The organism is Chryseobacterium sp. PET-29 (genome assembly GCF_025736815.1).
In the GTDB taxonomy this organism is placed as follows: domain Bacteria; phylum Bacteroidota; class Bacteroidia; order Flavobacteriales; family Weeksellaceae; genus Chryseobacterium; species Chryseobacterium nepalense.
The window spans coordinates 4,011,814-4,027,694 of record NZ_CP107053.1 but is presented as its reverse complement, the minus strand read 5'-3'; the positions used below and the strand labels follow the sequence as shown (position 1 = coordinate 4,027,694).

9 protein-coding genes and 1 tRNA gene are annotated in these 15,881 nt (G+C 37.7%); 3 read left to right on the top strand and 7 right to left on the bottom strand.

Annotated elements, in window-relative coordinates; genetic code table 11:
* Positions 1-2: 2 nt before the first annotated feature.
* Positions 3-1,685: a T9SS type A sorting domain-containing protein gene (locus tag ODE14_RS18220; protein ID WP_263602419.1), complete on the bottom strand. Its 1,683-nt coding sequence runs from the start codon at positions 1,683-1,685 to the stop codon at positions 3-5.
* Between the two features lie 734 nt (positions 1,686-2,419).
* Positions 2,420-3,097, bottom strand: coding sequence for a TrmH family RNA methyltransferase (locus tag ODE14_RS18215; RefSeq protein WP_263602418.1), 678 nt, complete (start codon positions 3,095-3,097; stop codon positions 2,420-2,422).
* Positions 3,098-3,176: 79 nt separating this feature from the next.
* On the opposite strand from ODE14_RS18215, the gene ODE14_RS18210 reads away from it, so the two are divergent.
* From ODE14_RS18210 to ODE14_RS18200, 3 genes are all read left to right on the top strand, one after another.
* Complete coding sequence (locus ODE14_RS18210) at positions 3,177-4,202, top strand: asparaginase (RefSeq protein ID WP_263602417.1); 1,026 nt, start codon at positions 3,177-3,179, stop codon at positions 4,200-4,202.
* Between the two features lie 45 nt (positions 4,203-4,247).
* A tRNA-Ser gene (locus ODE14_RS18205) sits at positions 4,248-4,334 on the top strand.
* A 92-nt stretch (positions 4,335-4,426) separates the two neighbouring features.
* Entirely contained in the window at positions 4,427-5,989 is a 1,563-nt protein-coding gene (locus ODE14_RS18200) for a T9SS type A sorting domain-containing protein (protein ID WP_263602416.1), read from the top strand.
* 144 nt (positions 5,990-6,133) lie between these two features.
* Here ODE14_RS18200 and ODE14_RS18195 read toward each other — a convergent pair whose 3' ends face one another.
* The 5 genes from ODE14_RS18195 to ODE14_RS18175 form a co-directional block, all read right to left on the bottom strand.
* Positions 6,134-6,829: a hypothetical protein gene (locus ODE14_RS18195; protein WP_263602415.1), complete on the bottom strand. Its 696-nt coding sequence runs from the start codon at positions 6,827-6,829 to the stop codon at positions 6,134-6,136.
* A gap of 251 nt (positions 6,830-7,080) precedes the next feature.
* Positions 7,081-8,613: a M20/M25/M40 family metallo-hydrolase gene (locus ODE14_RS18190; RefSeq protein ID WP_263602414.1), complete on the bottom strand. Its 1,533-nt coding sequence runs from the start codon at positions 8,611-8,613 to the stop codon at positions 7,081-7,083.
* A 365-nt stretch (positions 8,614-8,978) separates the two neighbouring features.
* On the bottom strand, positions 8,979-10,679 hold the full coding sequence (locus tag ODE14_RS18185) for a helix-turn-helix domain-containing protein (RefSeq protein WP_263602413.1): 1,701 nt from the start codon (positions 10,677-10,679) through the stop codon (positions 8,979-8,981).
* A 568-nt stretch (positions 10,680-11,247) separates the two neighbouring features.
* Positions 11,248-12,690 carry a TolC family protein gene (locus ODE14_RS18180; protein WP_263602412.1) on the bottom strand — a complete coding sequence of 481 codons (1,443 nt, stop codon included), beginning with the start codon at positions 12,688-12,690 and terminating at the stop codon, positions 11,248-11,250.
* Positions 12,677-15,871 (bottom strand): efflux RND transporter permease subunit, encoded by a 3,195-nt coding sequence (locus ODE14_RS18175; protein WP_263602411.1) that lies wholly within the window; start codon positions 15,869-15,871, stop codon positions 12,677-12,679. The genes ODE14_RS18180 and ODE14_RS18175 overlap by 14 nt, the downstream gene beginning before the upstream one ends.
* Positions 15,872-15,881: the final 10 nt, after the last annotated feature.

Sequence of the window (15,881 nt, the reverse complement as noted above, 5' to 3'; positions counted from 1 at the left end):
TATTATTTCTTAATCAATTTAGCACTCGCTGTTTTGTTATCATTCGTCTTCACCGTCACCAGATACGCTCCCTGAACCAGATTCTGGGTATTGATCTTCGTGACTTTATTTTTTGTTTTCAGGCTCTGCAATTGTCTTCCGCCCATATCATATACAATAATTTCTGCCTCGAACTTTCCATCACCCAGCTTCCTGCTTCCATCTTCCATTCCAATCTCCACATACGCGTAATCTGATACAGGATTCGGATAGATCTTAATATCCTGCTTCTCGATCAGCTGGTCAATCTGCTTATCTCCCAGCTTTACGATCTTCCAGTTCTCTTTTCCCAGTTCCTCTGCACTGGTTCCGGCCAAAACAATCGAACCATCCCGGTTCAGCTTTATATCCGAAAGTCTTTCCTCTCTTTTCCTGGATTCTCCTTTTACATGTTTTCTCCACTGCTCATTACCATTCTGATCCAGATACAGCATCCAGAACGTTTCATCATCACTTTCAATTCTTCCTTCAGCCTGGGTATAACCTCCCAATAAAATTCCTTTAGACTCACTTCCATCTTCCTGCTTCCCGGCTATTACGCTCATTCCCATCAGCACATCCCGGTTTTTAAAATTGTAGGATTTCTGCCACTGCTCATTTCCGTTCGTATCAAGAGCAACCAACCATACATCTGTTCCTTCTTCAATTCCCACCGTTTTATTACCTGACCGTTCAGACCTTGATTCTCCTCCGATTAAATAACCTGTAGATGTTAAAGCTAAAGTTCTCAAATGGTCATCTTCCTTTCCTCCAAAATTCTTTTCCCATTCCACTTTGCCTTCTTTTGAAAGTTTGATGATCCAATAATCGCCTTCACCGAAATTGCCGCTGGCTTTTGGCATCTGGCTGCTGGCTTTACTTCCCGCTTCCGGCATCCCGCTTCCAGCTACCGCTCCGCTTCTGGAATACACGCCCAACAATGCGCCGCCGTCTTTTGTAGGAATCATTTTCTCAACTTCATCCAAACCTTTTCCGCCTAAAATAAGCTGCGATAATTCTTTTCCGTTTTTATCTAATTTAATGACCAAAACATCTTTGGATCCGTAACCCAAAGTTCTCGTTCCCTGAGGCTCTCGAAGGGAACCTGTCATTATATTTCCTGCCACAAAAAATCCCATATCCGTTGTCTGGATTACCGCTCTGGCTTCCTCATCCGAAATACTTCCAATCGTTTTCTGCCACAATTCATCCCCGAATTCGTTGATGCGAATCAGCCAAAAATCGCTTCCGCCTTTGGAATCTTCCTTCTTGTCTAAGCCTTTCCCTGAAAAACTCGTTCCTGCTAAAACGAATCCACCGTCCTGGGTGTTCACCATAGCCGAAAGGAAATCATGGTTTTGCCCCGAGAAATATTTCTCCCAGACTTCTTCGCCCTGCTGGTTAAGTTTAACCAAATGAAAATCGTAACCGTTGTTTTGCTGCTGGGTGTTGGAATTTGGCATCTGGCTTTTACTTCCAGCTTCCATCATCCCGCTTCCAGCTCTAATAGAACTGCCGGTTATCAAATACTGCTGATCAATAGTGGTGGTAACCTGGGAAAGAAAATCCTGGGTGGAGGATTTAATGTCTTTCTGCCAGATCACTTCCTGGGCAGAAACGCCCAGAACGGAACATAAGAAAAATGCTCCTGAGTATAATTTATTCATACAAAGTGTTTAATGATAAGTATTATTATTGTTTAAAATTGAAAGGTCTGAGAATACAGAATTCCTGTATTAGAATTCGGGGCGCTATGGAGAAATAGCCCGATAAGGATATGTTTTTATCATGGTTCTTGTTTTTTAATGACTATTGATTAGAAAAATAATTTCCATTGCTGCAAAACTAATGCTCACACACGACAAAAGATGTCGTATTATTACAAAGATGCATTTTCCTGTTTTCAGGTTGGAAGTTTTCTAAAATCCGGTGCGAAAATAGAAAAAATAAATCTCCGGACAAAGAAATTTAATGAATTTTATGTGGCGAAAAAGATGCTGAAAAAACGCCTCGTGAACAATATTTACAGCTTAGTATCAACAGATTATTTTTATACTAAATCAAGTAATTTTTAAGAAAATTTAATCTCCAATAAAAGCTATTTCGATAAAAAAACAGATCAACGAAAAAATACAAAAATTCTTAAGAAATAATCAGAATTTCTTCGACAATCCTTCGGGTGTTGTTCGGAAGCTCTTCGGAAAAAAGTATATTTTTCCGAAGCTGACCCGAACGTGATCCGAAGAAGACCCGAAGAAAGCACCTCGAAACCGGTCAAATCCCTTCAAAGTTTTCACAAGTGATTGAAAGAAGAGATTTGTTTTGTTAATTTTAAAAATGAAAAGAAATGGCTAGAATAATAAAAATAGATTCTTAGAAGATTTTAAATAAAAAAAGCTATTTAAAAAATTTCTGGAAGGTGATGATCCTTCAAGTATTTGTTAAAAATCTCCTGTCCGCTCCGTATAGAATTGACAGCCCATCGAATCTTCATTTTTAACAGCTTTTCCTCATTTAGTTTATAATTCATTCCTGATTTAATCAGCTTTTGCTTTAATTCATACATGCAGATAGAAGCTGCCACCGAAACATTAAAACTTCTTGTAAAACCGTACATCGGGATAGCCAGTGTCTCATCAGCAAAATCAAGAATTTCCTGTGAAACACCTTCCATTTCGGTTCCGAAAACCAAAGCAACAGGTTCTGTAATCTGATATTCAGGCAGCATTACCGCATTATTTTCCAGCGAAACAGCGACTATTTTATAGCCTCTATCCCTGATTTTCTGAAAAGATTCCATATTTCGGGGAAGTTTCTCAACCTCAACCCAGGTATCTGCCCCTTTGGTAACGCGAAGATTCGGTTCAAAACTATATTCTTCCTGCAAAGCCACCACTTTATGAAAACCACAGGCTTCTACCGAACGTACAATTGCAGCTGCATTGCGGAACTGATAAATATCTTCCACCACCGGCAAAACAAAATCCGAGCTTTCTAAGGAAAAATGCTCAATTTTGGAAAGTCTTTCTTCCGTTAAAAACTGCTTTAAATATTCAAAAGTTTTTGCTAAATCTTCCATTCATTTTCAAATCTTTGCAAATTAACGTAATTTTGAGGAATCCTCCCGAATGAGGCCTGAAAATCTAATAAAATCATCTATGAAACGAAAAGTCCTTTTGATCTATACCGGCGGAACCATCGGTATGGAGAAAGATTATGAAACCGGAAGCCTCCGTGCATTTGATTTTGGAAATATTTTTGAAAAAATGCCGGAAATGACGCTGATGGAATGTGAAGTTTTCGTTCATCCTTTTTCAAAACCCCTTGATTCATCCGATATGGGTCCGGACGAGTGGAAAATCATCGCTCATTATATCCATAAGAATTATCATAATTATGACGGCTTTCTAATTCTTCACGGAACAGATACGATGTCTTATACCGCTTCAGCGCTGAGTTTTATGCTGAAAGGCCTCAAAAAGCCGGTAATTCTTACGGGCTCTCAGCTCCCTATCGGAGATTTGCGGACAGATGCCAAGGAAAATCTTTTAACCAGCCTTTATTACGCTAGCTTATATGAGAATGATGAAGCGGTAATCCAGGAAGTAGCGATTTATTTTGAATACAAATTGCTGAGAGGAAACCGTACCCTGAAATATTCTGCAGAATACTTTGATGCATACGCCAGTCCAAATTATCCAATTTTAGGACAATCGGGAGTGCATCTCAATATTATTAAAGAAAATCTTCACCGATGTGAGCCTGGAACTGAGTTCCATGTGGATGATCATATTTCGGAAGATATTATTTTCTGGAGGATCTTTCCGGGCATGAACCTTAATCATTTTAAAGAAATCCCAAAAATGAAAGTTCTTATTCTTCAGGTTTTTGGTTCGGGAACCATTTTCAGCAGTGATAAAACAGTGGAAACCCTACAGCAGATCCGGAATAACGGAACTGAAATTGTTGTAGTAAGCCAGTGTATTTCAGGAGGAATATCATTCGGAAAGTACGAGAACAGCAATATTTTTTCCAGAATCGGAGCCATCAGCGGAAGGGATATAACAGCAGAAAGTGCTATTACAAAAGCAATGCACCTTATAGATAATCCGAATTACAATGGAAGCTTCGGAGACAATTTTTCAAAAAGCCTTTGTGGAGAAATTTCGCAGCAATTGCAATAATAATTTGGATATTCAATAAATTCCCTTATTTTTGCAATCTCAAATAGAGAGGTGTCCGAGTGGTTGAAGGAGCTACCCTGGAAAGGTAGTATACGGGTAACTGTATCGAGGGTTCGAATCCCTTCCTCTCTGCAAAATAAAGCGCTGAATTCCAGCGCTTTATTTTTTTTAGGCTTTCTTAAAAATTTAAAACATTACTATAATTCCCATGTAAAATTTATAATATGAGATACAGAACACTAGTTTTTATTTTCTTTTTATCCATTCACTGCTTTTTTGGACAAGTACTGGATAATACCTTTGGAACCAATGGAAAGGTAGTTTACGATATTAACAGTAACCTAGCCATTGAAAAAATCTCCTCTATGATAGCCTTAAACAATGACAAGCTATTGGTAGGAGGTTCCGATAATGTGAATGCTTATCTCGTAAAACATAATTCCGACGGCACAATTGACACCAGTTTTCAAAATAATGGAGTTAAGCAGTTTCCTTTCAAATCCATTGAAAAAATTTTAAAAACAAGCACCAACGAGATTATTGTTTTGGGAACAAAAATTGGATCCGATGGCTATAATAACATCATTGTTTCTAAAATGGACGAAAATGGCAACTCCGTAACTACTTTTGGAAATAATGGTACACTTGAGATCAATTTTGCATATCAGTCGGACGACAATGTCTTTAACGGTGAACTTCAATCTGACGGAAAAATAATTTTAGTCGGAAACAAAAGCGGTACTCCATTACAATCATTAACAGAAGGGTTTGTATTGCGGTTATTACCAAACGGACAATTTGATACCTCGTTTAATAATACCGGATTATTTACCATCGCTCCTATCAATCACAGGCATTACTTATTTTCTGTAAGCCTCTCTCCAAACGGAAAAATAACCTGTTCCGGCTATCTTATTTTATCAACCGGCTCGAATCAAGCCAGAATGTTTGCTTTAAGATTATTGCCTAACGGAAATCTGGATACTTCATTTGCAGGTGTAGGCTATACTTATTTTAATGTCACGAATCAGGGCAATTCATTATCGCGGACTCATATGCTTTTAAGTGACGGGAGTCTGCTGATGGGAGGATATTCATATTCTTCAAACAATAATAATGTATTAGACAATTTTACCATTGTAAAACTAAATATCAATGGCTCTTTCGACAACTCATTTGGCAATAACGGTGTGGTGCAGACACTTCTCCCTAATACCGGGGGAGAAATAAAAACCCTTAAACTGGACCCCTCAAATAATATCATAGCATCTGGTTTTACCTATTCAGTTCAGACTGGAAATGAAAATTTCACGATCATGAAGTACAATCAGGCTGGTAATTTGGATAGCCAGTTTGGTAATTCTGGAATTGTTACTACAGATTTTTATGGATTTCAGGATATACCTTATGCCTCCATTATAACAAATTCAACCATCACTCTTGCCGGACTCGCATCCCATTCAAACTTTCCGGCTGATAGTAATTTTGCAATTGCGCGGTATACTTACAATTCCAATTTAGGAATTAATGAAACAAAGATCGCAGATGATTATAAGGTTTTTCCAACTGTTTTTTCAGACTATGTAAATATTACCTGTAAGAAAGAAACGGCATTGGATATTAATTTGTTTGATTCAACCGGGAAACTGGTTTATAATAAAATAAATCTCAATTGCGGCAAAGACCCCAGATTATTATTATCTGCTCCATCACTCAGCGGAGGCATTTATTGGCTAAAAATCAATTCTGCCAATAAAACATCTGTACAAAAATTAATAAAAAAATAATTACGATGCATTTATTCGAAGTACAATAAATCTTTGATACATCTTTATTAAAAACCGCCTGATCACAAAAGATCAGGCGGTTGCGTTTGAAAATCTCAACCCATTTCAAACTATAATTTAGCTATATGAATGTTTGGTATTAGTTTAGTTGCATATGGTGAGAAACTGCTGGTTCATCTGAACTTTGAATTTAGCATCAGATTTCAGCTTTGTGTAAATTGTATTCTCAAAAGCATGCACATCTTTTAATTTTTCATCAATAAACTCCGCAATCTGAACTACTGAAAAAATGAAATCTCTGTAAGTTGCAATATTCACCGTTTGTCCGTAAACAGGAAGGTAGGCTTTCAAAAAAGGCAGTGTAGTCTGATGTTGATTATAGTTAACACAATATCCCGCTCCGTCTCTTGAAGTGATGATATTATAATCATTAATGTAATCCAGGATGTTTTGACCGACTTTACCGGTATTGGTTTGGAGATGTTTGTTGATCTTATCTAAAACATGCTGTGCATATTCCATCATGCTGATTGTTTTCCACTCGAAAACATGGCTCATGCTTTTGGTGCTTTTGGGAGATTTTCCATTTTCGCAGCTTGTACAGAAAGAAAGTCCTATTTTATCATGATACGGAAAAGAGCATTCTTTAATCTGAATTGTAGCATCAGCCTGCAGCCTGTCATTGGCAAAATTGTAATATAAATAAGGACTATACAGTTCTGCTAAAATTTTCAGATAATCGGTTTCTGATGTGTTGCGGTATTCTTCGAACCATGTTTCAAGATGGTCGTAATACCGGTTTTCAAATTCATTAAAACTTAAATATAATGGCAGTTCCATAACTTTGTTGTTTTGATATGACAAAGCTATTCCGGTGATGCGACAAAACTTGACGTGTTATTTTTTTGTTTTAATTTTTTTGGACTGATTGATTTTTAACGCTAAAATCTCCAGGTTTTTTTTATTAAAAAGTTGCGCTTATTTCATTAAACAAAAACGTTTGACTTAGCAAGATCACAGTTTATTAACAATTTATATATTCTTATGATTCTGATAATCTAATTTAATTATTCATTACTTATTGCTCATATTTATTTATCATAATTTCTCATGATGAATTCAAAGTAATGAATCATTTTCATATAATTTTCTATGCTGAGATATTCATTCGTGCTGTGGATAGATTGCTTTTCGGCGTTGCTAATTTTTATCGGCATGAAGCGGTAAATGTTTTTACTTACGATCTGGTATTTATAAGCATCCGTTGCGCCCACCGTGAGGTAAGGTGTTGCGATTGCCGTAGGATAAATTTCTTTAATCGCCGCTTCTATCATTTGAAATGCTCTTGTATTCGATGAAGAAACTGCAGAAGCTTCTTTTACACTGTCGATTTCGTCAATTTCCACATCAAATCCTTTGGTAGCATTTGCAATATGTTCTTTCACATCTTTTACGGTATTACCGGGAAGAAGTCTGAAATTAACAATAAATTCCACTTCGGGAGAAAGGACATTGGGAGCGTCACTTCCCTTCATCATGGTTAAAGCGGTAGTTGTACGAACCAGGGCGTTGGTGGAATTATTTTTCGTCAGCTGTGAAAGAAGAACGGGTTTCAATAACCACTGATTGGCAATGGCCATTCTGCTAATAAAAGACATGGATCCACCGACATTGGTAAAAAACTGATTGATAAGCGGAGTGACTTCAGGCTTCATCTGGCCGGATTCAAGGCGCTGCATAATGACAGCAGCTTTTCCAATGGCACTTTCCGAAGGAGGCATAGAAGAATGTCCGCCGAGTCCTTTTACTTTTATTTTAACGGAGAGAAAACCTTTTTCCGCACAGCCGATTACGGCAATATCTGAGTTGATCCCTGTAACACTACCCTTTTCCAGAATTAAGCCGCCTTCATCATATACTGCATCAAATTGCACATTTTTATTTCTGAAATACTCTGCAATTTTTACAGCGCCCTGTTGTCCGCCCACTTCTTCATCAAAACCAAAAGCAAGATAGATATCCCGCTGGGGAATATATTTTGTCTTAATTACATTATTCATGGATTCCAGAAGGGAGAATAGCATTCCCTTCATATCAATGGAACCTCTTCCGTAAATTCTTCCGTTTGCTACTGCTCCGGAAAACGGACCGAAATCCCACTCTTCCGAAACTTCCGATACCGCAGGTAAGGGTTGATCATCCGGTCTGAAAATATTTTCAGTTTTATCTTTCACTTCAGCATCTCCGGGAGGAACGACATCAGTGTGGGAAAGAAATAAAATGGGATCGAGAGAAGGATTGCTGCCCTTTAACCTAAATACCAGACCATAGGTATTGACTTCAGCAAACTCTGCATTCTGATAAATGAGGGGATAAGAATTTTTTATATATTCCTTGATGGTATCAAATGTTGAGTAATTGAAATCGCCCAGCTCACCCGATGAAACAGTCGGAATCTTTAGCCCGCCAGATAATCTTTGAATAGCGGAATCATCTTTTATCATTTTCCAGCCTGAAGTAGTATTAGCACTTACTTTTTTAAAAGAATAAGTAAATGTTTTAATTAAAACAATAATGATCAGGAGAATAAGAAGGCTTATAATAATGAAGATGAGCTTTTTCATGGTAGATTTGGTTGGTTTTATTTTCGTGAAGTTATAAACTGATTAGCATAGATTAATTTTAAAAATACTTAAAATATCAGTTAACACTCCACGTTTAATATAAAAATATATTATCGTAAATATTAAAGAAGCGACCGCCGCTTGCCAACCATTTATATCCATAAACATTGATAAGGTGGATTGCTTTTTCCTTTTCTTTAAATAATTTTTAAAATTAAAATTGTCTTTCTTAAATCTAAAGTCCAATATCAAGTATATATATAGGAAAATAATGATTAGGAAAATACTGTTTTGTATGATATAATTACACATAAACAATTCGATCTAAGCCTTTATTCATTGATTTCGTTGGATTTATATAATTATTAATTACCTCCATTATCCATCTCCTGCATCCTTTTCTTAATAAAATCTGTAGGCCGTATTCCGTTGATTTCATAAAAAAGATCGGAGAAATTTTGCCGTGAAGCAATTCCGCACTCTCTGGCGAGTGTTTCAATATTGTATTTTAGATATTTTTTATCCTCAAAAAGAAGATTGGTAATATAGTTGATCCTGAGCTGACTGAGATATTTATTAAAATTTCCGCCTTTATATTCATTGATAACCTGGGAGAGATAGCTGGAATTTGTCCCAAGTTGCTGAGCCAGCCTGTTGAGGGTAAGCCCTTTTTGGGTAAATCCTTTTTTGTTTTCAAACTTTTTGAGTTTATGAAGAAGTTCTTCCACCTTACTTTCATGCAGGTGAATCTTTTTTTCTTCAAGTACAGTACTGGATATCTCGCCAATAGCCTGGTCTTTTACAAACTTTTCTTCAAGTAATATATATTTTTGCTTAATTTCTTTAGCCTTTTTTTGCCTTTTGGTGAAAAGCATAATGAGACCGATTGCCCAGATAATTAAGAGAATTACGATTACGGTTACCAGATAGTTCATTTTCTGAAGCTTGTTTTTCTCTTCCAGTAATGTTTTGGTGTCATAATCTTTGTGAATCTTCGGAGACAGATAACTAAAATCTCTGGACATGATACTGTCTGCTTTCAGCAATTGCCCCGTATAGTAAAGCTGTTGCGCCTGGTCTTTATTTTTCTTGCTGTAATTGATAAGAATCTCATAATTTTCCCTGAGCTCAGGAAGGATAAACTGATGTTTGTTAAAAATGGAATCAATTTTCCTGAAATAAAAAACAGATTTTTGAGTGTCGTTCATCCCGAGATAACTTTTTCCTATAAAAAAATAATTAACTGAAAGCCTTGCAAAATCGCGGCTGTGACGAATGGACGGAAGAGACAGGTTAAGATCCGTCAAGGCTGTCTCATATTGCTTTTCCCTATATTCGGAAATTCCTTTTGAAAGAAGGAAATACCCTTTCTCCTGGGCATAATCCCGATTATTGCCAGCCTCCGAAAGTCCTTTTTTTATTGCAACATCCATGTCCTTATACCTTCCCAGATGCCGGTAACAGATAATCAGCTGGTGCAGGCTGTTGAGATAACCCTTTTTATTGTTGTAAATTAGATTAGGATGAATATCGGCTTTTGATTTTTCCCTGTAATACAAAAGGCATTTGCTGAATAAATCAGCAGCTTCGTCATAATATCCCAAATAGCTTTTCACTACCCCTATATGATAGAGGTTCTGATGTTTCAGGTATTCGTTTTTTGTATTTTTTGAATATTGGTAGGCTTCGAGATATTCATTAAGGGCAAGCTGATATTTTTTATAGTTATAGTAATAAATAACACCTTTATCAATATGGGCAACAATCATAAGGTCTTTATCCCCCGAAAGATTTGCCGCCCGGACCAGACTGTCGCTATATTTCAGCTTTTCTTCATCAAGGGAAGCAAAAAGTACCGCATCTTTATATCCCTGAACCAATTTACTATAGTTCTTTTCTTTTTTTGATTTAGCAATGTAAGGACGGATATACTGAAATGCTCTGAAATCATTTTCTTCAAAGTTTTCGTACTTCTTTCTCAACTCATCATACACAGTCTCTGATTCCTGCGAAAGGAAAAAATGAAAGCATATGGTACAAAATAAAAGCAGTAGTTTTTTGATCACCTTAGTATTATTCAATGTAAACAGCGCTCAAAATTACAAAAAATGGACGGTTTTTCTCAAACAAGTTTGAATTAATATCTACTATCGAATTATTTCTATTTTACAAATATAAAAATTGAAAATCAGCACATTAAATATTTTAAATTTTCAAATAAAGACGTCATAATTTATGAATAAAGACAACAATTATTTTTATATCCGGATTTAACCTGATAATTTTGGACTCAGAGTTAAGAAGAGAAATTTAAACGTATTACATTATAAAACTAAATATATCCACTAAGGGTAAAAGTCAATAACCGGAAACATGATGATTCAATAATCTTACCACCTTCCTTAACAGGGAAATTACTTTTGAGGGAGGATGGTTTTTTTAAATTTAATTTCAAAAAACTAATACCATTTTCTATAAAAACTAACCGGATAATTTAGCTGTTCATACGATGCAGATAAATTAGTAAAGGCTTCATTACATGAGCCTTTCTATTAAAGTTTTCAGTTTTAATCGAAAAGAGACTGATCCCTTTCGGGCAGTCTCTTTTCTTTTTAAAACATTAAGGATTTATAATTACTTCCAGCCTCCGCCTAAGCTCTTATAAATATCCACAACTGTACTCAGCTGTTTTTGTTTTGCTTCCACCAGCTCCATTTTTGCATCCAGAGCATCTCTCTGATTGAGAAGAACCTCCAGGTAATCTGCCCTTGAATTTCTGAATAGCTGATTAGCAATATCTATCGATTGTTCCAAAGCCTTCGTTTCATCAGACTTCAGTTTATAATACTGATCTATGTTTTTTACTTTAGACATTAAATTGGCAACATCTAAATATGCATTCAGAATAGTTTTGTCATATTCATACAAAGACTGGATCTGTCGTGCGTCAGCGGTCTGGAAATTTGCTTTGATCGCACTTTTATTAATAAGCGGCCCTGCAAGCTCACCCACCAGACTTGCTGCCATGGATTCCGGTAATTTCACCAGATAAGAAGGTTTAAAAGCTTCCAGGCCCAATGTTGCTGAAATTTCCAGAGTAGGATAAAATTCCTTTCTTGCTGCTTCAACATCCAGCTTTGCAGCTTTCAGTTCCAGCTCAGCCTGTTTAATATCAGGGCGGTTGGCAAGAAGCTGAGATGGAATTCCCGTATATACAGTCTGCGGAATCATAGACATGAAATCACTTTTTGAGCGTACAATAGTCTGCGGATATCTACCACATAAAGCATTGATCTCATTTTCCTTTTCTGTAATCTCCTGACGAATTGTATATTCCGTAGCTTTGGATTTTGCCAGTTCCGCTTCAAACTTTTTAACCGCCAGCTCTGTAGCCGCTGCTGCTTCTTTCTGAATTTTTGAGATCTCCAAAGCTTTCTCCTGCAGCTTCGTGTACTGCTGAATAATTTCAAGCTGATTGTCTAATGCTAAAAGCTCATAATAATTGTCGGCAATTTCTTCAATTAAATTAGAGAGTACAAAATTCTTTCCTTCTACTGTTGAAAGGTAATGCGCTATCGCTGATTCCTTTTCCGTTCTTAGTTTCTTCCAGATATCAACTTCCCAGTTGGCCATTAACCCACCTTCAAAATTTCCAAGCGGGTCCGGAACTTCCTTTCCGGGTTCTATTTCTGTAGAAGCATCACCTGCTCCTTCACTGGTATAACGCCCTACTTTACTGACCCCGGCTCCGACACCTGCAGAAACCGTTGGTGTTAACCTTCCTTTTTTAGCTAAAACGCCGCTCTTTGCAATTTCAATTTCCTGCAAAGTGATCATCAGCTCCTGATTATTTTTTAAAGCAGTTTCAATTAACGCTACTAAATTAGGATCAGTAAAAAACTGTCTCCATGGAGTTGTTCCGCTGTTGGCATTTGCATCGCCCTGCTCTTCCTGGTTAAAATTCTGAGGAATATTTTCTTTCACCTCGTCTTTTACGACGGTGGCCAAAGGCGCCTTACAGCTTGCTAAAACAAGCGATAAGACTATGGCCATTATATATTTATTATAAATCTTCATGTTTGTCATCGTGTTGGTACGGTTCTGTTTGTTCTGTTAAAGGATTTTCCTCCTCATATCTTGCCAGTCTCGACTTATCGGCAATGGTTCCGAAAATGTAATATAATCCAGGAATAATCATCAATCCGAAAACAGTTCCGATGAGCATCCCTCCTGCTGCTGCTGTACCAATGGTACGGTTTCCGATTGCTCCCGGTCCTGTTGCCAGAACCAATGGAATTAAACCTGCGATGAATGCAAATGATGTCATCAAAATCGGACGGAAACGGATCGCAGCTCCTTCAATTGCAGCCTGGGCAACAGGAATACCTTCCTCGGCTTTTTTCTGTACAGCAAATTCTACGATCAATACGGCATTTTTACCTAAAAGACCAATCAGCATGACCATTGCTACCTGAGCATAAATGTTATTTTCCAATCCTAATAATTTAAGACATAAGAAAGCCCCGAAAATACCTGTAGGCAACGATAGGATTACCGGTAACGGAAGAATGAAACTTTCATACTGCGCAGAAAGAATCAGGTAAACGAATCCTAGACACACTAAGAAAATGAAAATGGCCTCATTTCCGCGGCTTACCTCGTCTTTAGAAATCCCTGCCCAGTCGATTCCAAATCCTCTCGGAAGCGTTTTATCCGCTACTTCCTTGATGGCTGCAATAGCCTGTCCGGAACTGTAACCCGGAGCAGGAGTACCACTGACCTCGGCAGAATTGTACATATTATGTCTGGTAATTTCCGAAAGGCCATATACTTTTTCCAGATGCATAAAATCTGAATACGGAACCATCTGATCTTTATCGTTTTTCACATAAAGCTTTAACAAATCACTCGGCAACGCCCTATACTGAGGGCCAGCCTGAACGATTACTTTATAAGGCCTGTCGAAACGGATGAAACTTGTTTCATAATTGGAACCGATTAATGTTGATAAATTATCCATTGCATTTTCTATCGTCACTCCTTTTTGTTCGGCAAGATCATTATCCACTCTCAACATATACTGAGGGAAACTTGCAGAGTAGAAGGTAAATGCGGAACCCAATTCAGGACGTTTTTTCAATTCCCTTACGAAATCATTACTTACCTGCTCCATTTTATGATAGTCGCCACTTCCCGCCTTATCCAGCAGACGAAGCTCGAAACCACCTGCGGCACCATAGCCGGGAATAGACGGCGGCTGAAAGAATTCAATATTTGCACCCGGAATATTTTTTGCTTTTTCTTCAAGCTTTTCTATAATTTCTGCGGCAGATTCTTTACGGTCTTCCCAGCTTTTAAGGTTGATCAGACAGGTTCCTGAGTTTGAACCGGTACCTTCTGTTAAGATCTCATAACCGGCCAGTGAAGAAACAGACTGTACCCCGTCAATATCTTCAGATTCTCTTAATAATTCTTTGGCAATCTGATTGGTTCTTTCCAATGTAGAGCCCGGCGGCGTCTGGATAATTGCATAGATCATTCCCTGATCTTCCGCCGGTATAAATCCTGAAGGCAATGAGTTGCTCAAGAAAAATGTGCAAGCACAGAACGCTAATAATAAAGGTAAAGTGATCGTTTTTTTCTTCACCGTTTTATTGAGCATCTTTTCATATTTCCCTGCTCCTTTGTTGAATAGCCCGTTAAATTTATCAAGGAAGATAGTAATCGGAGTTCTTCTTTTTGCTTTTCCGTGGTTATTTTTTAAGATTAAAGCACACAAAGCCGGAGTTAATGTTAAAGCAACAACTCCTGAAAGAATGATCGCAGAAGCCATCGTGATGGAAAACTGACGGTAAAATACCCCAACCGGACCGGACATGAATGCAATCGGAATAAATACAGATGCCATTACCAGAGTAATCGCGATAATTGCTCCGCTGATCTCGTGCATGGCTTCTTCTGTTGCTTTTAGCGGAGATAAATGCTTCTCCTCCATCTTGGCATGAACCGCTTCAATAACCACAATCGCGTCATCTACCACTACCCCGATCGCCATTACAAGGGCAAAAAGCGAGATCATATTTAAGGTAATTCCGAATGCCGACATGACCGCAAAAGTTCCTACCAAAGATACCGGAACCGCTAAAGCCGGAATTAATGTAGAGCGCCAGTCTCCGAGGAATAAAAATACCACGATTGCCACTAAAACGAAAGCTTCAAATAATGTATGAACTACTTTTTCAATAGAAGCATCAAGGAATTTTGATACGTCGTAACTGATGTCATAATGCATTCCTTTCGGGAAAGTGGTTTTTTCTAACTCCGCCATCAAAGATTTTACGTTTTTGATCACATCGCTTGCGTTGGAACCGTATGATTGCTTTACCGTAATCGCTGCAGAAGGTTTGCCATTCAATGTAGAATAAATATCGTACATGGAAGAACCAAATTCTATATCGGCAACGTCTTTCAGCCGGATAAATTCTCCGTCCGGTTTTGCTTTAAGAATAATATTTCCGTAATCCTTTTCATTATTAAAACGGCCGGGATATTTTAAAATATATTCAAATGACTGCGATCTTTTACCGGAACTTTCTCCAGTTTTACCCGGAGATGCTTCCAAACTCTGCTGATTCAGGGATTCCATTACTTCATCTGCTGAAATGCTGTATGCCGTTAACCGATCCGGTTTCAGCCAGATACGCATTGCATATTCTCTGGTTCCGAGGATATCTGCAAAACCGACTCCACTTACCCTTCTTAATTCAGACATTACATTGATGTCTGCATAGTTGAAAAGGAATTTCTGGTCGGCTTTCGGGTCATCACTGTACAGGTTTATGTACATCAACATATTAGGTTCCTCCCGGGTAATTTTCACCCCTTCACGCACTACTAAAGGCGGAAGTTTATTTACTACTGAAGATACACGGTTCTGAACGTTTACAGCAGCAACATTCGGATCTGTTCCCAGATCAAAAACCACCTGAATGGATGCTTCCCCGTCGTTTCCGGCATCGGAAGTCATATATTTCATTCCCGGAACTCCATTTAATCCTCTTTCTAAAGGAATAACGACCGATTTAATCAGCAATTCGTTGTTGGCTCCCGGATAATCTGCCGTAATATTTACTTTGGGCGGAGAAATCGAAGGAAACTGTGTGATGGGTAATTTTAACAATGATAAAACTCCCATAAATACGATAATCAAAGAGATTACGATAGACAGAACAGGTCTGCGAATAAATTTCTTAAACATAATTACTTAC